Origin of the sequence: Chryseobacterium gambrini, assembly GCF_027920505.1 — a bacterium.
GTDB lineage: Bacteria > Bacteroidota > Bacteroidia > Flavobacteriales > Weeksellaceae > Chryseobacterium > Chryseobacterium gambrini.
The window spans coordinates 1,292,821-1,317,160 of record NZ_CP115857.1; the positions used below are offsets into that span (position 1 = coordinate 1,292,821).

Below are 24,340 nucleotides of genomic sequence, written 5' to 3' on the forward strand. Positions count from 1 at the left end.
TAATCAATAGGGATTCTGAGAATAGTCTTTATGAATTTTTGTATCAGAAATTATTTACTTAACGGCTGATTTTGCTTTTTCAGCTTCCATTAAATGATGTTCTAAAGTAGGAAGCGTATTGCTTGCAAAAGATTTCAGTGATGCTTCCGAGCCGGCTGAAGCTTCTTTTTTAAACACCGCAATGTCTTCTTTATGATCGCTTACCATAAGATCGGTGTAAGCTTTATCGAAATCTTTTCCTTTTTTGGCTTTCAGATCGTCATACATTTTCTGTTGGTCTGCATCCATGGCTGTCGGTAAAGTATATTCTACCGTCATTGCCCATTTTTTTAGCTCGTCATTGGCTTTACTGTGGTCTTTTACCATCATTTCTCCCAATGATTTTACAACAGTGCTTTCAGCATTCATTGCAGCAAGCTTTCCTACCATTACTTCCATCATTCCTCCTTTTGCTGCGGCATCGGCAAACATTTTATCCTGATCGCTCAGAGATGTTTTTGTAGTTGCATCGGATGGTGCTGCAGCAGTAGCAGAATCGTTGCTCATCATTCCGGAATCTGCAGGAGCCGTCATTGCTGTGCTGTCTGCAGAACTGTTAACATTCGTAGTTTCATTTTTTTTACAGGCTACCATTGCAGCGATGGCAAGAATACCTAAAATTGAATTTTTCATAATATTAATATGTTTAGTGGTTTAATTTGTATTTGATTTAATTATCCGTTATTAATTATACTGCTCTTACCAAGCAAATTCCGCAGAGTTTTTGTTACTACTAAATGTTTTTAAGTTCACAAAGGCGTTTCACTTATCAAAAGAACTCAAGGTTTTTCAGTTACGATAAATTACGGACAATCATCTCTGACTTTTAAGCTGTAACAATTTGTCTGCCAAAATTTTAAAGTATTTCAAGATATTAAAAAACAGATACCACAATGATAAGTCAGCAAAAAGGCTTTTATAAATGTGGTTAAATAATAAACGATCAGAAACTGTTGATTTCAGTCTGCGAAGGATACGTTGGAATCTGCTGTTTCAGTTCAAACTTAAATTCCGGAAAATTCTTTAGGGTAAAGTTATAATCGATGTGTTTTTCGGAAAGAAACTCTTTGATGGTTATGATAAGATTCTGGATCATCCAAACCTGAAAAGAATATTTTTGATCTGAAAAATGATCTATTTTTTTTAAAACATTAACGAAAGTCTGCTGTACGATTTCTTCTGCAAGGTCTTTTGAAGAAACAGATTGTAGAGCGAGACCATACAGAATGCATCCGTAAGTTCTATAGAGCTTTTCAAATCCCTTTTGCCTGTTTTTCCTTATCAAAGTACACAAGGCAACATCTGAGCAGATTTTGGTATTCAATTTTGTCATTGGTGGTTGATCTATTGTATTGAATAAAAATATTCTTCACATCATCCGTCATCAGAAACTTAAAAATAATAGGAACAGAACATCACCTCAACTGACAAATTTCTTCAACTCTATAAATAAAATTTTACAATTCCTTTCTAAATGATCAGATAAATTGTACTATACAAATGCTATGCTAGAAATTATATGTTTGGGAAATTAATGAGATTAAAATTTGAAATTTTTTAAAAATATTACTTGAAAACATAATACAAATATGATAAATCATTGATTAAATTTTATCGATTTTGCTAAAATATTTATATTATTTATTGATAAAAGTTAAAAAAGAAAAGGCTGCCTGAAAAGACAGCCTGACTATTTAAGATTAAGACTAAAAATCTTTATCATTATTGTCTAAACCTTACTTTGCAAAAAACAAATCTGCCTCAGCGTTTCTTCTTCTCACTAAACCTGCAAGAACTTTTCCGCCCGCTGTAGTATATTTTGTGGTAAACCAGTTTCTGATGGATTCCGCGTCTGATTTTTTATTAATTAACGAAAACAATGTATCGGAACCTCCTGTATTGTAGGTGTGCGAAACAAGCGCATCGAACTGGTTTTGTGTAAGCTGAATTTTTATTTTTCCGAGAACAATTTTCTCATAGGTCGGCAAGACTGATGCAAACAGTTCGGCTCCTTTTTCCTTTGTGATCGGCAAATCTTTCATCGTCACTTTTTTACCTCCCGGATAATAGGTGTTTCCGTAACCGATTGTCGGAATTCCGGCAGAATCCAGATAAGGTTTTGCACTGAAACCTTCGAATGATAAAATGAGCTGTATTCCTTTTGGTGATGTTTTCATTTTTTAAAATATTTGTAAGTGAAAAATGCCAGTATTAAAATTCCTGTAGCAATTGCGATCACAATCCACGCTCCCGCCTGAAGTCCATTCACTTTAATCTTTTTTGTTTCTTCAGAAGTTTTAAGTTCAGACTCTTTGTTTACTTCTTTGGAGAAAGTTTTCTGATCTGTATTCTGAATAAGCTGTACAGATTCTTTCTTCATTACCTCCAATTTTTTACTGTCGGATTTCACATAATGATTATCGATTAAATATTCTGCGTTTCCCACGATCGAAATACTCTGAATGGTGTCTTTGCCGACAATATTATGGTAAACAAAAGGACTGGACGGATCAGATTTACCTTTGATTAATATTTCTCCGGACTGTTCGTTCTTTCGGTCGTTTGAAAGCGTTTCTGAAGAACTATTCTGTGCTGACTGCTGACTTTGTGAATTCAGAGAATCTATTTTTACTTTTTCCGATTCCTGTTTTTTTTCTTCGTAATTAGTGATCACTTTATTTTTAGTTCTACACCCAAAATCAATGCTGATTAAAGCAATCAACAGTAAAGTTTTTGCATTCATGATTTTGGTATTTAAAGTTCAAATTTTTAAGAGAATATTTTATCCTCTTTTAAATATTCTTTCCTGATACTTTCCAGCAGCATTTCTGAATTTGCTCTGTAACCGGGCTCTTCCGATGAAATTACTTTTAAGCAAACATCCTGAATGATGTTCATGATATTGGATCCTGTAAGTTCATATCTTCTGGAAATCTGCTCCAGATTAATATCTCCAAGATCTAATTGCTGCGGCAGATTGTGCTGCCAGATGCGCAGACGTTCTTCATATCCGGGATTATTGAATTTTATACAGCTATGGAAACGTCTCGTAAAGGCTTTATCCATATTGTTTTTGAAGTTGGATGCCAGAATGATAAGTCCCGAAAAAGTTTCTATTCTCTGTAACAGATAAGAAACTTCCTGATTGGCATATTTGTCATGCGCATCACGAACACTGGTTCTTTTCCCGAAAATAGCATCTGCCTCATCAAAAAACAGGATCCAGTTTTTGTTTTCCGCCTTATCGAATAATTTAGCCAGATGTTTCTCTGTTTCCCCGATATATTTTGAAACCAGCATGGAAACATCCACTCTGAAAACGGGACGTCCGGTGTATTTTCCCAGAAGACTTGCTGCAAGTGTTTTTCCGGTTCCGGGATCTCCGTAAAACAGTACCCTGAAACCTGGTTTAAGCTTTTTCTGCATTCCCCAGTCTTCCATAAGAATCCTGCTGCTGCTGTACCAAGCTTCAATCCCCTGAAGCTCATCCAAAGTATCTTGAGGAAGGATTAAATCTTCCCATGTTCTGCTTGTATGAAGCTGCTCTGCCGGGAAATCGTTACTCATTTTAGGAAGCAGTTCTGTTCCGAACATTAAAGCCTCAAAAGCATCCTGATGAATGCTTAGCTGGCTGTTTATGGACGTGCTCTCCTGTCCTGAAAAAACAATAAGTTCCTCTCTTACAAGTGTTGAATTCTGACTAAAATTATCTAATGCCTTCAGTCTCTGCTGAATATTTTCTCCACCTAAAATATACTGTAATGACTGAATCGTGGGATTAAAAAGTCTGCCATTTTCATTAACCGAACAAAAATCGAATAATGAACCGGCAGGAAATTCCAGATAAATCTTTTTCAGCAAGGAAGGTTCCAGTCTTGGCAGCAAAGCCATTAAAAGGATAATAATTTCCTCATGCGTGAGCTTTTTTTCCAGAATATAATTTCCCAAATGAAAGTTTTTGTAATCGTATGGATTAAATTCGGGAGCAGTAGTGAAATCATCTTCCGGATGATTGAGACGCCAAGTAATAACGCTTTCTAAATGGGTGAATAAATGTTGTAGTTGTGTTGACTCCATCAGTTTTTAATTCTTTTTTTGTTCATAATTTAAATTTTAGATTTTCTGTTTGCTTAATCGTAAACATAGATCTCAATAAATCCGTACTGCTCTTCAAAATCAACAGGAGATTTATCGGTTACATCAAATACATTGAGGCTTACATGGTCTTCTGATCCTCTGAAAGAATAACAATCCACATGATTTTTTGTATATAGCGCATTTATCTTGGCATTAATCCAGACTTTATTTTCCGTAAAGGCTCCGGACATTTTTCCTATAAATTTACCCGAGTCTACACGATCCCACTCTATGTTTCCTATTGTGTTTTCAAGTACTATGAAATTTGGATCAAAAGTTCCCCTGTTATTGTTTAATAATGCCCTGTAGATTTTATAACCATTTCCCGTAATATTTTTTACTTTTTCTTCTACCCACTTTTTCTGTACAAAAGAATTTTCTGTATAATGATCCCCATAATAGTTCTGACCGACAATACCGGGACCTTCACTTGGAGCCCCCACATCTATTCTGTCCAGCCATTGGGTAAGATTGATATATTTATCTGATCCCTGAGATAATGAAATCTGCATTGGACTTGATAATATCTGAGTTCTGTCGCCCATCAGATCGCCTGAAAAAATGGTAGTGAATCCGTCTGAAACAGAAATATTGGCAACTCCACTTTTAATAACCCCTCCTCCATCTGTTGAAAATTCAATTTCTCCCGTTACAGGTTTTCCCGGTAAAGTTCCCGACAGGGGAATAGAATCCACCTTATCGATCCATCCGAACTGCCCGGAAGAGTTCCCAACGAATATTTTCTTATAAGATGCATCTCCTGCAGGAATATAGGACGGATTAATAGAAAACGTACCATTGAACTTCACCCATCTCTGGAGAAAATCTCCTGTAATTAAAGCCATACCGAGGGTTCCCTGCTGAAAGCTTCCAAACACACCTTCTGAAGTGTTGTTGTATCCAGTCATGGTATTATTGGAGTGGATAATAAGCTTATTGGATAAAGCTCCGTCATTATGACCTGCCCCAACTCCGATCAGAATATTATTCTGTCCTGTAACTCCCTGTCCTGATGATGCCCCAATAATAATATTACGATCTCCTAAAGTAGTGGTATTAGATGCTTTGTAGCCGATAAGTGTATTAAGGTTTCCGGTAGTCACATTATATCCGGATGCCGTTCCTACTAAAGTATTCTTAAATCCTGAAGTTACTTTAAATCCGGTTTCTTCTCCTATCATTACATTATAGTTTCCTGACACTGCATTCTGACCTGCAACAACTCCCACAAAAGTATTAAACGAGCTTATTGTAAGCTCTTGCCCCGCTGCAGCACCAAAAGCAATATTGTTATTTCCTGTGGTTACTTTTGATAGACAATTGTATCCGAATGTATGATTGTAAAATCCAGTATGATTAGGATTAATATTGCCCCAGAAAAAGGAATAAGTTGCTGGATTCACTCCAATATTGGCATAAGTACGTTCGGAACCGTCCAGAAAAGTAATAGGTTTCGGGGAGTATGCATCTCTGCTCACAACAGAAGCAAGTGTTTCATCTGCTAAGGTTTCTGTTGTTGTAACTCCTGATGTTCTCTTAATATAAAATTTCCCATCCGTAAGAGGTTTGTCTATTTTTTTATTTAGTTCACCCTGAAGTCCTTCCACCATTCCGATGGTGACATTCGAGATTCCTGTAGGCAGATAATTATATTTATTGTTTTTTACACCGCCTTTAAAAAGATAAAGTGAAAAGTTTCCGGCTGAATCCGGAATTGCAATAAAATCGTTATCCTGAAATTCATAAGATGCAGAATGATCTGCAAATAAAGAAATATCAGTTTCAACAGCTTCGATCAGCGAGGTTAAACCTAAAGCTTCGATTTTTTCTGCCAGAATTTTTTGATCTTTATCTACAAAATCACTCAAAAGCATATATTTTGTATCGCTTTGCTGTTTTGTATAAACATTTCCCGCATTATTTGCGTCATCAATAGTTGCTGTATTTTCAGGCTGTTCTCCAACCCCTAATGCTATTTTCCAAGCCTGAAGATTATTGCTGTCTAAATTTGCAGCATCTTTTGCAGCTAAATAACTGATATGGGAATCCTGATTTGAGAGGTGTGTTTCAAAAGCACTTTTATCGGCTTTATTTTGTAACTGATGATCGAGTCCTTCAATTTTGCTTGTCGGTACAGAATCATTTTTATGCCAAAATGAAGACCAGGATGCCTTAAATTCCTCCTGGGTAGGAATATCTCCTGTCTGGAAATAAGTTAATATGGTATCTAATGGTGTTGGTGTAAACATGGAAGTTATTATTTTTATTTTGTGTTTCGATGTAAATAATTTGAATAAATCGGTAAAACTTTTAAAAAGTTTTGCCGATTTACCCTTTATGATGATTAGTTAAAAGACTCGGCTGAATAGAAAAGAAGGTATTCTCCAATCCTTACAGATCTATTGTATCTTAATAATTTTGGGAACAAACCCATTCATCTCCATTAGAGTAATGAAGAGTTTTTAGTGATAAAATGGTAAGGATTGAATAGGTTAAAATTTGCCGCTGATGTTTAGGCTAATTTATTTTTCTGATTTTCACGATAATTCTTTTCAGAGCTAGCTGATGGTTTAAAGCTAAAACTTTTCCCATAAGTATATAAAGTGTTACCTTGATTTCTGAAAATAATTTATGTAAGAATTTTTTATGAGATCTGATCGAGTAATGAATCTTTAACGGTAGTTCCGTTTGGTAAAATATGGTTAAGAATACCTGCTATTTCCTGATTATTTTCCTTGGTAACAGCTTGTTGTAATTCATCCGATCCATTCTCAATAAAGCTATTCAAAAGATTTCTTGTAATTCCCGATTGCTGATAATTTGAATAATAATTAAACAGAGAATCGATATATTCTTTTACTCCTAATCTTACTCCGGATTCCTTCAGATAATCAATCATTCGTTTACGTCTTTTAATAATGATTTCCGCACTTTCCGAGACAGAGAGAGGAACATAAACTCGTTTGACAAGCACCGGGTTTCCGTAGATATCAAACCATTTAATCAGAATATTTAGTCCTTTTAAAAATCCATTTTCATCCAGTTCATCAGAAAAGGTTTTCTCAATTGCCAGATTCGTCTGTTCTTTGTCTAAATAGTAACCGGTACTGGTTTTTCTTCCTTTTTCATAAGTGGGTTCCCCTTTAACGATTCCATTAAGAATGGTGATATCTTTTGCCATTAGCTCAAAAGGTGTAAGATCCTTAAGATGCTGATTTTGTTCAAATATTTTTAGTTTCATTAGGATACGGTTATTTGAAATTAATTTGATTATTTTGATTGTCTTGATAACTACATTCGATTCTTATATTTCTGATTCCTGTTGCCACATCACCTCCCCAAGCATATTCATTATTTTGCCCCGCATACAAGTACCCCGTCATTATAAGTTGCTTATTGTCTGCATTATAAATCTTACATTCAATATGCTGATTAATTTCTTTAAGATCAGCATTATAATAGAAATAAAGATTATCCCATAAGTTATAGTGATTAGTAACACTGTCTTCATTTGAAAACAAACTTCCCCAATAATTTGCCTGTGCTCTATACATAATATTTACGTTAGTATTATTAATAAATTTGATATTGGTACTAACATTGTTTATTCGCTGACCAAAATTTAATTTAGATAAAGACAAATAAAATCTTTGTTCTGTAAAAGTTCCTAAATCCAATCCTTCAGAAAGGACCGGCAAATTATTTCCTATAACTCTTTCCACAGTAAGACTATCTTTAAGCTGATAGCTGAAATAATAATATTCTGTTTCTGAAAGTTCATCTAACCGAAACTCTTTTATTTTAATTGAGTAAGGAGCAGTACCAAAAAAGTACTTTTTTTGTTCTTGATAATGATTCGTTTTACTAACATCAATTAATTGCTCTCCATCATCTTGAGAATTAATTGTTAGCAAAATTTTTTCTTTTCCGAAATTGTATCCATAATACGCTAAATATGCGTTGTCAATTGATGCTAGGCTATTAGCTAAAATTACTGCTTCTTTATTAGTCGGGATATCTTCTCTATGCTTAAATGCATCAATTAATTCTGCAAACTGACTTTGAGTAGGATATTTATTTTTTTCAAAATATTTTTTTAGCTGATCTCTGGTAGCTAATTTATTCTTTTCCATAATTTTATATTTTTTGTCTGGATTTCTAATATGATGTTTTTTAGTTTTGTGAAAGCTTATTTTCTATATTTTTAAGATTCGATCCAGTATTTACCAAAATCAGTACTACAAACATTAAGATTAGAGTATGAACCCTTTTTAATAGAACACAAAGGTTTCATTGCACCTACTCCTGTGATATCTGTATTCATTGTTTTTACATCATTTCCATTTCTAACAGTAATATTTAGTATACTTCCTACTTTTGTAAAAATGATGGTGTTACTTATCCCTCTTAAAATTGTATTATAATTATGGTTATATGCTAAGGGAGTGAAATTTATTGAATTATAGTAACCATTCCAATTAACACCTGTGGTGAAATAGGAAATGAAACTGTCAATAATACCTATATTGGAAGTCGCATCGGAAGAAGCTATACCTATTGTTCCTCTATTCCCCTCATATGTTTCATATCCAACGCTACCACCAATAATAAAAATCCAATTTTTATTAGATGGTAAAATCAAATTAGGATAAGCACAAGCCATTATTTCATCTGTCGAAAATGTATTATAATTGTTATTGTTGGTTTTTAGAACTATTCCACCATTCGCAGATAGACTTGATGCTGTATTATTAGAAGCATTAATTAAATTCCAATCGTCTACCGTTAAATGTGTAAATTTTAAATTCCCTATATTCATAATAAATTCATTTAAATCCTTTACATTGGTATCTAATGCGGTAGGACTATTTGTATAAGTGTGAACTATATTTAAAGTTTGTGATGTTGGTGTAACAGGGTTAGGTAAAGTATCCGGTATGTTTACAACCAGAGCATCACCTTCTACAACCTGTTTTGTATTTGAGTCTATTCTTAAAACTTTGGGATGGTCTTTGTAATCACTGCCTACATCCTTCAGTCCTTTCAAAAAATAAGCATTTCCTAAAGTATTCCATGTAAAATCTGCATTCTGAGTGAAAGTTCTTGCCTGAGTATTGGTAAGATCTGCAGTAGCAATATTACTTCCCAAAGTTCCCCATGAACTTCCGTTCCAGAGATAATATCCGGCTGTGCCATCAGTCTGATAAACAATAGCTCCCGCCTGAATGGTTCCTAAAGAAATAGCAAGCCTTTGAGCCTGAGTCATTCTTGGAGCGATAAGCGCTGCTTTAGAAGAAGAATCAACAGACCAGATAATATTGTTGTAGTTATTGCTTCCAATTCCCGAACTGGTTCCGTTATCCTGTAATAGGCTGTTAATAAATGTTGAGCCGTTCCATCTTCCGAGATAATTCGTTCCCATGGAAGGTTTATCGAATTTATTATTAAATGTATTCCAGTCTGTATTACTCAGATAACCTGAAGTATTCGTATTAGACTGAGATATGCTTAATGTTCTGTCAGACGATAAATTGCCTCCTCCCTGTAACGGAGAAACAGTATTGATAGCTACTGTTTTTTCTGCTTTAGCATCTAATGCGGTTTGCAATCCTCCAATGTTAGAAACTGCAAACATCACATTAGACAATACGTTTCCTTTGCTGTCTTTTAACTGTAAAATATTTGAATTTAAAGCCAGTTGCGTACCTACATTATTCACAAAATCGGCGACAGGAATACTGTCTAAGAGCTCATTGTCCGCATTATAAAGTTCCAATGACGCTGTAGCAGTATTATACCTTAAATCTGTCCCCTCATTGTCCAGAGACTGCAAAGAAATTTCCGACAATACATTTCCCTGAGCATCTGTTAATGACAATTTTTTGTTGGTAGGTGACCACAGAAGATCAAAGTCTAATGACAGATTTTCTAACCCTTCGATTTTTTCTTTAGGAATGCTTTCCTTTTTATGCCAGTAAGAATCTAAAAATTCTGAGAACTGGGCTTCGGTAGGTTTCTTTCCTGTCTCAAAATAGAATTTTAGAATTTCTTTTGTAGTTGATTCATTTTTTTCCATACTTAATTTTTTAACTTTTTTAAGTTTTTAGCACAGCTGATTTGGATCCAATAGTATCTGTACTTGAGGGTTCAAAATTCCTTATTTTTTTCTTCTTATTAAAGTTTTTAGCCTCCTGCATTCTGTAGTTGCAGTAAGTCATAAATTTTGTATAGCTTAAGAAGCTTTTATTTGACTGTGGGAAATTTTACTGTTTTTTCAAAAGAAAAAATAAGACGCTCATATTAATAGATGAAAAAGTATCCGAAAGGAAAACGAACATGAAAACTTTTATCGAGCTATCAAAAATTAAAAAGAAGAAAAATTAGAAATGAAAAACTCGGGTGTAAAAAAAGAAACTGCTTCATTTTTGAGACAGTTTCTTTTATTATCGAAACAAATCATTTGACATAGGAAATACTCTTGGTACAAAATGATCCGCCTCAAATTTAATGGTAACATTCTTTGGAACATCTTTAATCTCTTTGATATAATTCCCTGTAAAACACAAAGAAATAAAACATTCGGAAACCAAATTAGATAAAAAAGAAACATCAAACTCTTTAATTTTATTGATCTCGAAAGTTAAAAACTCCAGATTAATAAGATGATCTAAATTCTCCACTTTGCTGATCTTATTTTCACTTAAATTTAATCTTTTTAAATTTTTCAGATTATCCAATCCTTTGATTTTTGAAATCTCATTACGGCTTAAGTCTAATACTTCTAAATTTTTCAAGCTTTCCAAACCTTCAATTTCTTCTACATGAGTAGACGAAATAAGAAGTTGTTTGAGATTTTGTAAGGTATCCAAACCCTCAATTTTGTCTACCCGACTTCCATTTACTCTCAATTCTTCCAAATAGGGAAAGCGCTCCAGATCGGTTATTTTTTCAATTTTAGTTTCTCCAATATTTAAAGAACGGATATTTTCATTAACATTTATCTTTTTTATATGATCAATTTTAGTCAGAGTGACATCTAACCGCTGTAGGAACTTTAAATGTTCTAAACCATTTACTTCGAGATACGGATTGCAACTGATATATAATATTTCCAAATTAATTAAATCGCCCAACAAAGAAGTGTCTTTAAGTTCAGTTGCTCCCAAATCCAGATTTCTCAGACTTTTTAAATCTCTCAAATATCCAAATGATTTTTCCGGTAATTTATTGCCGGTTAAATCTAATGTTTCTAGCCGTGAAAAAGCATTTAATGGACGTAACATTTCCACATTACAATATGGAATGGCTAATTTAACAAGACTGTCTGCTATTGGTAATAATACATCGATATCCTTTAAATCAACCTTATTCAGGTATAATGTCATAATATTCCCATCTTTATCCAAATCATAATAATTTTCCCAGATGTGTTCTTTGGAACGATTAATTTGAATATCAAACTCTTTTTCCAGTTTTTTTATAAAATCTGTCATGGTTATTTTGAAATTTCTCTGCTTAAAAGTTTAAAGATAAAATAAAAAAGGAAAATTTCTAATTGAAATTTTCCTTTAAAAGTTTTAAGGGAGTGATCTTTCAAATGGTATTATAGACAAAATTATTTAAAAATACCTTTGGGTTTTCTGTACAGAGATACAGGATAAGGATAATTATTATCAACATTAATTTTAACATTTTTAGGTGCTGTAGCCTGAATTTTATCAAGATCTTTAATATCACGCATATAAATGTGACATTCTGAAACTAAATTATGAAAAAAAGAAGTATCAAAATATGTGACAGTATTATTAGGCTCTAGCAATAAAAGCTCAAGATTTACAAGATTATCCAAATTTTCAACTCTTTTTATTTGATTTTCATTAAGGTTCAATCGTTTCAAATTGATTAGATTATCCAATCCTTCTATTTTTGATATTTTATTAAAATTTAAATCTAAAACTTCCAATCCAGTTAAATTTTCCAAACCCTCAATACGCTTTATCCTGTATGTAGATATAAAGAACTCTTTTAGATTTTTTAATGTATCCAATCCTTCAATTTTTTCGACTAAAGTACTTTCCATATTAAGGCTTTGCAAATTAGAAAACCTTTCCAAATGCATTATCTTTTTTATTTTAGTCCCTTTTATATTCAGTGAAGGGATATTTTCATTTATTCTAACTTTTTCAATGCTATCAATTCTACTGTAAGATGTATCTAAATGCTGTAAAGATTTTAAACCTTCTAAACCATTCACTTCGTAAAGGCGGCTACTACTACCAATATACAATTCCTGCAAATGAGTAACGCTGCCAAGTGGCGATGTATCCTGAATGTTTGTTCCACATAAATCCAATCGTTTAAGTTTTTTCAGATGGCTTAAATGACTTAATGTGGATCCGTGCAAACTATTAAGTCTTAAGCTTAATGATTCTAAACGGCTAAACGATTTTAAAGCTCCTATAGTTTTGATATTACATTTAACAACAGCAAGATTAATCAAACTGTCTGCTATGGGTAGAAGTACTTCAAGTTTATTTAAATCAACCTCATCTAAATAAAGTGTTGTAATATTTCCATCATCATCTGTATCAAAATAATTTTCCCAAATATGTTTCTTAGAATGAATAATTTGAATATCAAACTCTTTTTCTAGTTTTTTTATAAAATCTGTCATGGTTTTATCTTCTTTTTCCAAACAACCTTCTTAATTGTTGATATTTTATTAAATTTCCAATATTAACTTAAAAGCCTTGTAAAAACAAGGCTCTTATTATTATCGAAACAAATCCTTTGACCTATATAATGTTCTCGGTACAAAATGATCATCTTCAAACTTAATTGTTACATTCTTTGGAACATCTTTAATCTCTTTGATATAATCTCCTGTAAAACATAGAGAAATAAAACATTCGGAAACCAAATTAGATAAAAAAGACGTATCAAACTCTTTAATTTCATTCGCCTCAAAAATTAAATACTCAAGATTTATGAGATGATCTAAATTCTCAACTTTGGTGATCTTATTTTCATTTAAATTTAGTTCTCTTAAGTTTTTCAGATTATCCAATCCTTTGATTTTTGAAATTTCATTATGGCTTAAGTCTAATACTTCTAAATTTGTTAAACCTTCTAAACCTTCAATTTCTTCTACATGAGTACACGAAATAAAAAGTTGTTTGAGATTGTGTAAGGTATCCAAACCCTCAATTTTGTCTACCCGGCTTCCATTTACTCTCAATTCTTCCAAATAGGGAAAACGCTCCAAATCAGTTATTTTTTCAATTTTAGTTTCTCCAATATTTAAAGAGCGGATATTTTCATTAACATTTATCTTTTTTATATGATCAATTTTAGTCAGAGTGACATCTAACCGCTGTAGGAACTTTAAATGTTCCAAACCATTTACTTCTAGATACGGATTGCAACTGATATATAATATTTCCAAATTAATTAAATCACCCAACAAAGAAGTGTCTTTAAGTCCAGTTGCTCCCAAATCCAGATTTCTCAGACTTTTTAAATCTCCTAAATACCTAAAGGATTTTTCCGGTAATTTATTTTAGGTTAAATCTAATGTTTCTAGCCGTGAAAAAGCATTTAATGGACGTAACATATCCACATTGCAGTATGGAAGGGCTAATTTAACAAGACTGTCTGCTATTGGTAATAATATACCGATATCCTTTAAATCAACCTCATATAAATATAATGTTTTAATATTTCCATCTTTATCTATCTCATAATAATTTTCCCAGATATGTTCGTTGGAATGTATAATTTGAGTATCGAAATCTTTTTCTAGTTTTTTTATAAAATCTGTCATGGTTATTTTGAAATTTTTCAGTTTAATAGCTTAAAGATAAACTCTTTAATAAAAAAAACTAAACTTTTAATTAAAGTTTAGTTTTAAAATCCTTTTAATTATTTATCTTTCGAATATTATTGTAAACAAAGCTTATTTAAAAATATCTCTAGGACCACGATACAATGACGTAGGCCACCGATGTTTATCGTCATAATTAATCTTTACATTTTCAGTTGCTGCAGCTTGAATTCTTGCAATATCTTTCTCACCACGCATGTATATATAACAGTCTGAAACTAAATTATTGAAAAACATTGTATCAAAATAAATAATTGGTTTATTTGCTTCTAGTAACAAAAGTTCAAGATTTATCAGATTGTCCAAGTTCTCCACTTTAGTTATCTGATTTTCATTAAGGCTCAACCATTTTAAATTGGTTAAGTTTTCCAATCCTTCTATTTTTAAAATTTCGTTCAAATTTAAATCCAAAACCTCCAATTTGGATAAATTTTCCAAGCCTTCAATACGCTTTATCCGCCATGTAGAAAGAAAAAGTTTTTTTAGATTTTTCGAAGTTTTGAGCCCCTCCATTGTTTCCACAAAAGTACTATTCAGATTAAGATTTTCCAAATTAGGAAAACGCTCTAGATGAGTTATTTTTTCTATATCAGTTCCTTCCAAATTTAATATGCGAATATTTTCATTTGCACAGATACTCTCAATACTATTAATACAGCTGTTCGAAGCATCTAAATGAAATAATGATTTTAAACCTTCCAAGCCATTTATTTCGTAAAGACTGTCACTACCACCAATAAACAGCATCTCCAAATTATCAAGACCACCAATACATGAAGTATCTTTAAGATTTGTTCCGCTTAAGTCTAATTTTTTTAGTTTTTTCATATGACTCAAATGTTCAAGTGTAGAACCATGTAATCTATTAAGAGAGAGATCCAAAACTTCCAAATTTATAAAAGATTTTAACGATTTTAAAGTTCCGATGTTACATTTTGCAAGACCTAGGCAAACCAGATTGTCTGCGATAGGTAATGATATATCAAGATCTTTTAAATCAATCTCATCTAAATAAAGTGTTATAACATTTCCATCATTATCCACATCATAATAATTTCTTCGGATATGTTCTTTGGAATAGATAATTTGAGTGTTAAATTCTTTTTCTAATTTTTTTATGAAATCTGTCATGGTTATTTTGAAATTTCTCAGTTTGAGAGGTTAAAGATAAACTCTTTAATAAAAAAAACTAAACTTTTAATTAAAGTTTAGTTTTAAAAGCTTTTTCTCAGAAATTATTTAAAGAAACTTATACTCGTATTTAGTATGAATATTTCCAGACATAATCTCTTCTATTATATCAAATTCATCATAGTCATCAGTATAATAGTCTGTTTTTTGTGTGGCTGCTATTACTTTAGTTCTCCTGTTTATTTCTGCAAATACTCTTTTAAGTTCTTTTTCGTGTGCTATTTCAAAAATATTTTCTCTAACATAAAAAATTACAGCTTCTATATTTTTGTTATCAAACGATCGAAAATGTACCGATATATTATAACCAAGTTCTTGTCCGTATTCATTATAACCCCAAAACATATTGTATTCATAACTACCTCCAGTAGGATTTTTCTTAAATTCCTCTAAAGTTTTTAAGGCATCTTCCATAGTTTCCGCCTCTACTGTTTTTGAATCATCAAGGTTACTATCTGGGTTAGTATCTTCAAAATAAAAACGGCTATAACCATAAGCAATAGTGAAATTATTTTTTAGCATAATTTCATCTACTATATTTACAATATCTTTTGTAGGTGTCTTTTCTATTACAATAACAGTGTCGGTTGTAAAATTTCCCATAATTATTTAAACTCGATTATTAATTAGATTTTCAACATTAATTTAAGAGCCCTGTAAAAACAAGGCTCTTATGTATTATCGAAACAATTTTTTTGACTTATATAATGTTCTCGGTACAAAATGATCATCTTCAAACTTAATTGTTACATTCTTTGGAACATCTTTAATCTCTTTAATATAATCTCCTGTAAAACATAGAGAAATAAAACATTCGGACACTAAATTAGATAAAAAAGACGTATCAAACTCTTTAATTTCATTCGCCTCAAAAATTAAATACTCAAGATTTATGAGATGATCTAAATTCTCAACTTTGGTGATCTTATTTTCATTTAAATTTAGTTCTCTTAAGTTTTTCAGATTATCCAATCCTTTGATTTTTGAAATTTCATTATAACTTAGGTCTAATACTTCTAAATTTGTTAAACTGTCTAAGCCTTCAATTTCTTCAACCTGAGTAGCCGAGATAAAAAGTTGTTTGAGATTGTGTAAGGTATCCAAACCCTCAATTTTTTCTACTAAGGTTCCATTTACTCTCAATTCTTCCAAATAGGGAAAACGCTCCAAATCGGTTATTTTTTCAATTTTAGTTTCCCCAATATTTAAAGAAAGTATATTTTTATTAACATTTATCTTTTTTATATGATCAATTTCAGCCAGGCTGACATCTAACCGCTGTAAGAACTTTAAATGTTCCAAACCCTTTACTTCGAGATACGGATTGCAACTGATGTATAATATTTCCAAATTAATTAAATCACCCAACAAAGAAGTGTCTTTAAGTCCAGTTGCTCCCAAATCCAGATTTCTCAGACTTTTTAAATCTCCTAAATACCTAAATGATTTTTCCGGTAATTTATTTCCGGTTAAATCTAATGTTTCTAGCCGTGAAAAAGCATTTAATGGACGTAACATTTTCACATTGCAGTATGGAAGGGCTAATTTAACAAGACTGTCTGCAATTGGTAATAATACATCAATATCCTTTAAATCCACCTCATTTAAATATAATGTTTTAATATTCCCATCTTTATCCATCTCATAATAATTTTCCCAGATATGTTCGTTGGAACGAATAATTTGAGTATCAAAATCTTTTTCTAGTTTTTTTATAAAATCTGTCATGGTTATTTTTGAAATTTCTTCGCTTAAAAGTTTAAAGATAAAATAAAAAAGGAAAATTTCTAATTGAAATTTTCCTTTAAAAGTTTTCCAGTTATTGATATTTTGAAAACTATTATAAATGAGGTTTATTTAAATATATTACTCGGAGCACGATACAATGATGTTGGCCAAGGATAATCGGAGTCATAATTAATCTTCACATTTTCAGGTGCTGCATCTCGAATTTTTGCAATGTTTTTCTCGCCACGCATGTATATATAACAGTCTGAAACTAAATTATTGAAAAACATTGTATCGAAATAAATAAATGGTTTATTGGCTTCCAGCAATAAAAGTTCAAGGTTTATCAGATTACCCAAATTTTCAACTTTGGTTATATGATTTTCATTAAGGTTCAACCTCCTTAAACCAGTTAAATTGTCTAACCCTTCTATTTGTGAGATATGGTTCATACTCAAATCTAAAATTTCCAATTTGGTTAAGTTTTCCAAGCCCTCAATGCACTTTAACCGCCATGTAGAAATGAAAAGTTCTTTAAGATTTTTCAAAGTTTCTAATCCTTCAATCTTTTCCACTAAAGTAGCGGTTAAATTAAGACTTTCCAAATTAGTAAAACGCTCCAGATGAGTTATTTTTTCTATCTCGGTTCCTTCCAAATTTAATAAACGGATATTATTATTTGTACAAATACTTTCAATACTCTTCATACAGCTGTTAGAAATATCCAAATAATTTAGAGATTTCAAACTTTCCAAGCCTTTTACCTCATTAATCTCATCATTTCCACCAACAAATAACATCTCCAAATTATTAAGAGTACCAAGTGATGATGTATCCTTCACATTTGTTCCTCCTAAATCTAGTTTTTTTAGCTTTTTTAAGTAACTCAAATGTTCAAGTGTAGAACTATGTAATCTATTAAGAGATAGATCCAAAGCTTCTAAATTTATAAAATATTTTAATGATTCTAAAGTTCTGATATTACATTTTACAAGTCCAAGACAAACCAGATTATCTGCGATAGGTAATAACACGTCAATTTTTTTTAAATCAATCTCATTTAAATATAATGTTTTAATATTTCCATCTTCATCAATATCATAATAATTTTTCCAGATATGTTTCTTAGAATGAATAATTTGAATATCAAACTCTTTTTCTAGTTTTTTTATAAAATCTGTCATAATTTTATCTTCTTTTTTTTGTATTTCTATATCGGTTTTCTTGTTCTTTTTCCTCCTGCTCTAATAATAAATCTGAAAATCTTTCCTCATTATTTTCTCCTTCAGGTTCACTTTTCATATCTCCATGTAATTCTTTCTTTAAAATAAACATTGCAAATGAAAAACAATCTACATCTCCTACTTTATAATTCTTTTTGTTCCATTTATTCTGATAGTCCTTAATTTTTGAACTATTAATATCTCCAACTAACTTTTCATTTACATTTATTATAATATATTGCCTTTCTAGATATTCTTTAGTATCAAAACCTCTTATTGTTGCTCCATAAGGATTTTTTTTGGGACTTTGTACATTAACTACTGTTACTTTATGCTTATGTATAGTTATGATAATATCACGATTACCTGTTGCTTCAAGATCCAGCATTAATCCTGTTGGTAAAATAGCTCTAAAATGTTGTATTTTTTTTCCATCACTTTTTAGCTCTTCTCTAATAATAGCTGCCTGATCGGATCTTAGCGGAATTTCTTTACCGTCTGACATTTTTAATATTGTTCCTTTTTCATCTGGATTAACTTTACCAAATATATAAGCCCAAGTCCCAGCTGAATCTACTTTTTCCGTAACAATCTCTAATTCTTTTAGTTCATAGGTTTGTTTTATATTTTTTAAACGTTTTTCTCTTTCTTCTGGGGTTAAGCTCTTATCTTTTAACAATTCTGTACCTTCTTCCACTGCTGCATGTAAATCCCTCTTCTTTTCTTCAGTAGTACGAAGGTCTTCCCCTTTTTTCTCCTTCTTCTCTTTCTTATCACCAAAGCCAATCTTCCCAAGCAGTCCTTTTGTTTTCCCTTTAATAAAGTTCCAGAACTTCACAATGGCCTTTTCAACCCGTTGTCGGATCTTTTTTACTACACCGATAACTTTATCTACCAATCCGCCAAGACCTGCCAAGGAAGCCAGGAAGCCTATCACGACTGGGATTGCTCTTCCCAATGCATTTTCTATCGCTTTCGCTACCGCTGCTACATTTCCGCTGGCAATCGCTTTAATACCTTCCGTAATGGCTTTTACCAGCTCCATGATCTGTGCAGCCTTCTGGATAAAGAATTTCACCAGATCGATAATCATCATTGCCGCTTTTACAAACGCTCCTGCCGGAGTAAGCAAGCCCAAAATAAACTTAATTCCTGCCTGTATTGCCTCCGTTTTAATGATATCGATAATGGTATCCATTACCGTAGCTTTAATATCCGCAAACTGGTCTTTCACATGTTCCCAAAGTCCGGCAAAGCCATCTTTATGAACAATCTGTACCATTTTGAAACTTCCTTCAAGTACCTTCATTGCAGGCTCTCCAACTACTGAAGCTCCAATTCCTCTGATATTATCCCATGTTAATCCCATCATCTGGGTACTGATGGAGAAAATACCTTTTAACGAGAATATATCTTCCGGCAAAGTGAAAGAAATATTTTTCATTGCTCCGGTCAGCCATCCGAAGAAACCGGTCTTAAGATGCGTCCAGATGTTGGTTCCGAAATTAGTAAATCCTTGCGAAACTCCGGCAATAAGATTGGATAAAAATCCTATCGGGTCTGCAACAATTGCCATTACTGCACTTACCGCTCCGGAAAGCAGCTCTGTAAGTGTTTTTCGGATTTCCATAATCGTTTTTGCCACTCCCACCGTTGCATCTTCTGCAGCTGCGATGAAACCTCGGTTACGGTTCTTAATATCAACAATCAGTTCGTCCACTTCTTTCAGTGCATCATTGTACTTCGTTGCCAAAGAATCGATTAACGAAGATTCTTTTTCACTGATCGAATTTTCAAGTTCTTTAAACTGTCCCTGAATTGCATCAATATCTCCTTTAATGGCTTTTTTTACATCCGCAGGAAGATTTTTAATAAAGGTAACTACTTTCTGTCGTCCGGAAGCAATGGACGCTTTTGCGGCATTCAATCGTGAGGTTACTAAATTGGCTATAGTATCAATAATACCGTCTAACCTTTGAAGAAATATCTTTCGTCCTTCAACGAAAAATATATTTACCTCATCTGGTAATTTTCTATTCCAGGCGTCTTCCAAACGGTTTCCATATTTATCCGCTCTATACCAACTGCCATATCTTTCATCTTTATAGTTATCTATTTTTTTAGTAACATACCTTTCAAATGCAGATTTGGCATCTTTAGCTCCTGCATCGAACAACTGTGTAACTTTACTTTCCAGATCATCCAACTGTCCGTCAACCGATTTTTTGGTCTCTGCATAAATAGCATTCAGCTTATCCACAACATCCTGATGTTTGGCGGTATTTTTCTCATAAGCTTTATGCTGCTTATTGGTTACACTATCCAGCAGTCCTTTTCTGCTTTGGTGCATTCCCTCCATTGTGCTGTTGGTTTTGCCCTGAGCTTCGCGTTTAGAAGCTTCCAGCTTTTTGCTTTCTTCATTTTTAAATTCCTTTGGAGCCTTTTCCGCGTTGTCTTTAGCTGCTTTTTTAGCATTAAGGGCATTGATGAAATCCGGTTCGTTGGATTTTGCCAACTGCTCATCTGTGATCTGTTGCTTAGCAAACTGCTGTTCAACAGACCTGTAACTTTTAGCAATCGGCTGGCTGAGTTCGGAGTCTCCTCTCTTAGCAGGCATTGCTTCAGATGCTTTTATATTTACTTTAGAACCTATTTTCGGATCTGGCAGTGCCGTTGCTTTACGCTGTGCAAGTTTGGTTTCATCCGGTTCTTTCTTCGCAACTTCAGCAATCTTGCCTGTTACATTATTTTTAGCAGCAATAACGTCTGCTCCCGCCGATTTGTTTACTTGCGCAATATTATTATTTTTTTCAAAATTATCTGCCTCTTTTTCATTACTTGGCAATTTCATTTTGGTGATTTTGCTTTCTAACTTTCTCTTGAAATCTGAAGCTTTAAAAGGTTCTGATCTTTGCTGACTCAGCTGTTCTACCTGTTGACCCCTTGCTTTCGATTTTCGCTCTCCGGCAGGTACGGCAGCAGCAGCGTTGGCATGGCTTTCTGCCTTTTCTTTGGAACTGTGTGTGCTTTTCACTTTTGCCGTATTTTTAACCAAACCTATAGTCTGGTTAAATTTCGGATCACTGTTCGCGCTGGTTGGCGTTGTTCTAGCGGCTTCTTCCGGTTCGCCTGCTAAAGTAAACTCTGAACTGAGATCCATTGCAGCAACGGAATCCTGCACTTCAGATATGTTAACAGAATCTGCTAAGGCTGGAACTGCTGTTTCAGAATTACTATTGCCGTTGCTTTGAGCCATTGCAGCCTGTTCCTCCAACGTTTTCGGCACATACGTTCCGGATTTCAGATCATGATAATCTTTAACCTGACTAATGTTCAGCGTAGAAGTGTAATTTTTTTCTGCTTTTTTGGTATCCGGATGATTGATATCTCCGGTTTCTGCCAGACTTTCCTGATGCTTTTTAAACATGATCCCGGAACCCTGATCGTAAATGGTCTGTGAACCGTGAACCGGAGCGATAATTCCGTTTGCATTTGTCTTATTGATATTCGGGATTGCGAATCCTGCGAGAGCTGCAGATTCTTCCGGTTTTTGGGTTTGTAAAGGAGCAACTTCCGCCACGGGCAGAGGTACCACCACCGGCTTTTTAGCCTTCTGCTTTTTGCTCTGGCTATGATGGTTTTTATTGTCTTTTTCTACAGGTTTTGCTGCTTTCATTGACTTGGTGTTTTTTAATTATATTTTGTTTAAAAGGCACGTAAAGCACAACAATGGAGCTGCGCTTTACCGTACCTGATGGAACTGAAAAATCAGACCCGGTAACGTAGTTTTTTAAGATTTTACTGCCTGTAAGGTGTACACAGCGTTATGATGAGAAATCGGAAGTGCTGTGCTTTTTTCTTTTGATCCGGCTGAAATTCCAGATTCAAAATTCAGAATTTTTAAGGAGAATAAGTCTTTTTTGGAGCAGGTGATTCTGTAGTTGCAGTAAGTGGTTTCCCGAAACTATTTCTGATGACGGTAATACGGAAATTTATTTTAAACTTTTACCACAAAGATGCAAAAGATTTAAACACTTTAGTTTTTTTTAGTTTAATTCTTTAATGGAAAAAAAAGAGCACATAAGTTAAAAAATCCAAGGTTTTTTAATGTCCTGATTATTTAAATGGGACGTTTACTGTTATGCAATTTTATTGCAGTATTCTTCCTCTACGCTCCACTGTCCTGTACCGAAAGCTTACTGTGATGTATTTTTATTCCAGTATTCTATATTTATATTCCACTGTTATAGATTGAAAGCTTACTGTACAGCAATTTTAACAAAATGTTTTCCATTTACATTACACTGTCTTAGATTGAAGGCTTACTGTTCTGCATTTTTATTACTGCTCACCTTTTCTACTGTTTACCACAGTACATTTTAGGCTTACTACAGTACATTTTTACTACTGCTCACCTTTTCTATTGCTTACTGCTTAACATTTTAGGCTTACTACAGTACATTTTTATTACTGCTCACCTTTTCTACTGCTTACTGCTTAACATTTTAAGCTTACTACAGTACATTTTTATTACTGCTCACCTTTTCTACTGCTTACTGCTTAACATTTTAAGCTTACTACAGTACATTTTTATTACTGCTCACTCGTTCCATACTCCAATACACTATATTTTAGCCTTACTGCACTACAATTTTATTCCAACACACTTTTCCTAAAGCTTAGTACACAAGATTAAAATAGTATTTTAAAGGAGTTTAGCCTGCTTCATGTAATGACGTTTTCAGATGTTGGTTTTTAACAACAATAATTAATTGTTTTTGATATTTGTCCTGCTTCGGAGGATTTCTTTGTTCTTTATTTTATCTCTTCTTTCTTCTCTTTTTCTTCTTCAGGCTGTCTGTTTGGCTGGTTTCCGATGTAAAGATTCATGGTAGTATCAATCCAGTTAGGAAGATTGGTGGTAATCATTTTCAGGAACTTGTCGTAGCCATAACCGAGTACAAACAATATTCCTGTAGAATACCATTTGTTGTGGAGTTCGGCACTTTTCATGACATAGCTCATGGTGAAACCGACAATAATCACGATAATTAAGGTGATGATATGTTCCCAAGGCCTCTTTTTTTCTTTGTTCTGTATGGAGATCAATACTCTTAACAGTCCTCCCGAAAATGCAATGGCAGTTCCGATGAGGAGGGCTTTTATACTATCTAAATTCATTCTTCATATTATTATTCATTAAAATTGATTTTTCACAACGCTAAGTTGTTAATCGTCCTGATCGAGCATATACATATCATCCAGAAATTTTCTGCTCGTTTCGATGTTTTCGTTTTCGCTGAGGTAAGCCAGCTCGTCTATAAGATCACTGATGTCTCTATCGGGATCCTGAAATTTTTCTAAGTTTTCTTTAATTTTTTTGTTCTCTTCTTTTTCCATGACTACCAAAATTTATTAATGCTGATTTTTAATTTTCAATTTCTTCCTGTTACTTTCGAAACTACTGTATTGCAGGCTCGTCTTTAGCCTTAAAAGCATCGTTCCGGAAAGTAAAACAGTTTTTACCTTGCTGTAATTCTCTATAAATTAAATGGATAACGAAAAGACAATCTTTTATTGATCTGATGGAACAGATTGAATTAGAAGCACTGAACTGTGCGGTTGCTTGGTCTTAAGCTTTTTAGAATATAATTTTCCGGCTCTAATTTTTTGTGATGATGGATCAGTTTTAAAAGATTGTCCTGAGGAAGCCGCACGAAATGCGGATCTTTAATGACTTTTGTTTTTCCGTTTTACTCCTGAATGATGTTGTAAATGGTTCTTTCCGACAAAAACAGCATCTCCGTAAGTTCGGTTACAATAACTTTCATTTGCTTGTCCTGATTGCGTTTTACATAATCGTTGACAAAGTCTTTTCTTTTCTCTACAAGTTCTTTACTACGTTTCATTTTTAAAAAGGTTAAAAGTTGTTTTAATAAAATAATTTTTCGTGTCTTTTTTGATCAATTGAGTCAATAAAATCCTGCAAAGGCTTAAATTCTGCCTCTGAAAAAGATGTTTAATGATGTTGTTTGATTTTAATTCTCAGAAGTCGGCTTCTTGTGTTTTCCGGCGCAGTTTCATCGGCCTGTCTTCCTGAATTTTATTTTCCTTCGTATGCGAAAAGTATCTTCATATA

21 protein-coding genes are annotated in these 24,340 nt (G+C 33.0%); all 21 read right to left on the reverse strand.

Annotation, left to right across the window (positions count from 1 at the left end; all coding sequences use genetic code 11):
• Positions 1 to 54: 54 nt before the first annotated feature.
• The 21 genes from PFY09_RS05720 to PFY09_RS05820 all read right to left on the reverse strand — a co-directional run bounded on the left by PFY09_RS05720 (position 55) and on the right by PFY09_RS05820 (position 24,110).
• Complete coding sequence (locus PFY09_RS05720) at positions 55 to 672, reverse strand: DUF4142 domain-containing protein (protein WP_076394869.1); 618 nt, start codon at positions 670 to 672, stop codon at positions 55 to 57.
• Between the two features lie 310 nt (positions 673 to 982).
• Positions 983 to 1,372: an RNA polymerase sigma factor gene (locus tag PFY09_RS05725; protein WP_076394867.1), complete on the reverse strand. Its 390-nt coding sequence runs from the start codon at positions 1,370 to 1,372 to the stop codon at positions 983 to 985.
• A 403-nt stretch (positions 1,373 to 1,775) separates the two neighbouring features.
• Positions 1,776 to 2,216 (reverse strand): lysozyme, encoded by a 441-nt coding sequence (locus tag PFY09_RS05730; RefSeq protein ID WP_076394865.1) that lies wholly within the window; start codon positions 2,214 to 2,216, stop codon positions 1,776 to 1,778.
• Positions 2,213 to 2,782 carry a hypothetical protein gene (locus PFY09_RS05735; protein WP_271161756.1) on the reverse strand — a complete coding sequence of 190 codons (570 nt, stop codon included), beginning with the start codon at positions 2,780 to 2,782 and terminating at the stop codon, positions 2,213 to 2,215. The genes PFY09_RS05730 and PFY09_RS05735 overlap by 4 nt, the downstream gene beginning before the upstream one ends.
• A 26-nt stretch (positions 2,783 to 2,808) precedes the next feature.
• Positions 2,809 to 4,116 (reverse strand): ATP-binding protein, encoded by a 1,308-nt coding sequence (locus tag PFY09_RS05740; protein WP_271161757.1) that lies wholly within the window; start codon positions 4,114 to 4,116, stop codon positions 2,809 to 2,811.
• Positions 4,117 to 4,169: 53 nt separating this feature from the next.
• Positions 4,170 to 6,425 carry a hypothetical protein gene (locus PFY09_RS05745; RefSeq protein WP_271161758.1) on the reverse strand — a complete coding sequence of 752 codons (2,256 nt, stop codon included), beginning with the start codon at positions 6,423 to 6,425 and terminating at the stop codon, positions 4,170 to 4,172.
• Between the two features lie 395 nt (positions 6,426 to 6,820).
• A complete protein-coding gene (locus tag PFY09_RS05750; RefSeq protein ID WP_271161759.1) occupies positions 6,821 to 7,417 on the reverse strand; it encodes a hypothetical protein in 597 nt (198 codons plus the stop codon).
• Positions 7,418 to 7,427: 10 nt separating this feature from the next.
• Positions 7,428 to 8,309 carry a hypothetical protein gene (locus PFY09_RS05755; RefSeq protein WP_271161760.1) on the reverse strand — a complete coding sequence of 294 codons (882 nt, stop codon included), beginning with the start codon at positions 8,307 to 8,309 and terminating at the stop codon, positions 7,428 to 7,430.
• A 71-nt stretch (positions 8,310 to 8,380) separates the two neighbouring features.
• A complete protein-coding gene (locus PFY09_RS05760) occupies positions 8,381 to 10,252 on the reverse strand; it encodes a hypothetical protein (protein WP_271161761.1) in 1,872 nt (623 codons plus the stop codon).
• A 367-nt stretch (positions 10,253 to 10,619) separates the two neighbouring features.
• Complete coding sequence (locus PFY09_RS05765) at positions 10,620 to 11,669, reverse strand: leucine-rich repeat domain-containing protein (protein ID WP_271161762.1); 1,050 nt, start codon at positions 11,667 to 11,669, stop codon at positions 10,620 to 10,622.
• 122 nt (positions 11,670 to 11,791) lie between these two features.
• Positions 11,792 to 12,871 carry a leucine-rich repeat domain-containing protein gene (locus PFY09_RS05770; protein WP_271161763.1) on the reverse strand — a complete coding sequence of 360 codons (1,080 nt, stop codon included), beginning with the start codon at positions 12,869 to 12,871 and terminating at the stop codon, positions 11,792 to 11,794.
• Positions 12,872 to 12,949: 78 nt separating this feature from the next.
• Complete coding sequence (locus PFY09_RS05775; RefSeq protein WP_271161764.1) at positions 12,950 to 13,672, reverse strand: leucine-rich repeat domain-containing protein; 723 nt, start codon at positions 13,670 to 13,672, stop codon at positions 12,950 to 12,952.
• A 63-nt stretch (positions 13,673 to 13,735) separates the two neighbouring features.
• On the reverse strand, positions 13,736 to 13,999 hold the full coding sequence (locus PFY09_RS05780; RefSeq protein ID WP_271161765.1) for a hypothetical protein: 264 nt from the start codon (positions 13,997 to 13,999) through the stop codon (positions 13,736 to 13,738).
• A 132-nt stretch (positions 14,000 to 14,131) separates the two neighbouring features.
• Positions 14,132 to 15,190: a leucine-rich repeat domain-containing protein gene (locus PFY09_RS05785; RefSeq protein ID WP_271161766.1), complete on the reverse strand. Its 1,059-nt coding sequence runs from the start codon at positions 15,188 to 15,190 to the stop codon at positions 14,132 to 14,134.
• A gap of 108 nt (positions 15,191 to 15,298) precedes the next feature.
• Positions 15,299 to 15,853 carry a hypothetical protein gene (locus tag PFY09_RS05790; protein ID WP_271161767.1) on the reverse strand — a complete coding sequence of 185 codons (555 nt, stop codon included), beginning with the start codon at positions 15,851 to 15,853 and terminating at the stop codon, positions 15,299 to 15,301.
• Between the two features lie 75 nt (positions 15,854 to 15,928).
• Positions 15,929 to 16,978, reverse strand: a complete 1,050-nt coding sequence (locus PFY09_RS05795) for a leucine-rich repeat domain-containing protein (RefSeq protein WP_271161768.1) — start codon at positions 16,976 to 16,978, stop codon at positions 15,929 to 15,931.
• A 125-nt stretch (positions 16,979 to 17,103) separates the two neighbouring features.
• Positions 17,104 to 18,162 (reverse strand): leucine-rich repeat domain-containing protein, encoded by a 1,059-nt coding sequence (locus PFY09_RS05800; RefSeq protein WP_271161769.1) that lies wholly within the window; start codon positions 18,160 to 18,162, stop codon positions 17,104 to 17,106.
• Between the two features lie 4 nt (positions 18,163 to 18,166).
• The gene (locus tag PFY09_RS05805; RefSeq protein WP_271161770.1) at positions 18,167 to 21,877 is read right to left on the reverse strand and encodes a phage tail protein; all 3,711 of its coding nucleotides are present in this window, start codon (positions 21,875 to 21,877) and stop codon (positions 18,167 to 18,169) included.
• 1,139 nt (positions 21,878 to 23,016) lie between these two features.
• Positions 23,017 to 23,382: a hypothetical protein gene (locus PFY09_RS05810; protein ID WP_076394835.1), complete on the reverse strand. Its 366-nt coding sequence runs from the start codon at positions 23,380 to 23,382 to the stop codon at positions 23,017 to 23,019.
• Positions 23,383 to 23,430: 48 nt separating this feature from the next.
• Positions 23,431 to 23,601 (reverse strand): hypothetical protein, encoded by a 171-nt coding sequence (locus PFY09_RS05815; protein WP_157967283.1) that lies wholly within the window; start codon positions 23,599 to 23,601, stop codon positions 23,431 to 23,433.
• A gap of 353 nt (positions 23,602 to 23,954) precedes the next feature.
• Complete coding sequence (locus PFY09_RS05820; RefSeq protein WP_157967284.1) at positions 23,955 to 24,110, reverse strand: hypothetical protein; 156 nt, start codon at positions 24,108 to 24,110, stop codon at positions 23,955 to 23,957.
• Positions 24,111 to 24,340: the final 230 nt, after the last annotated feature.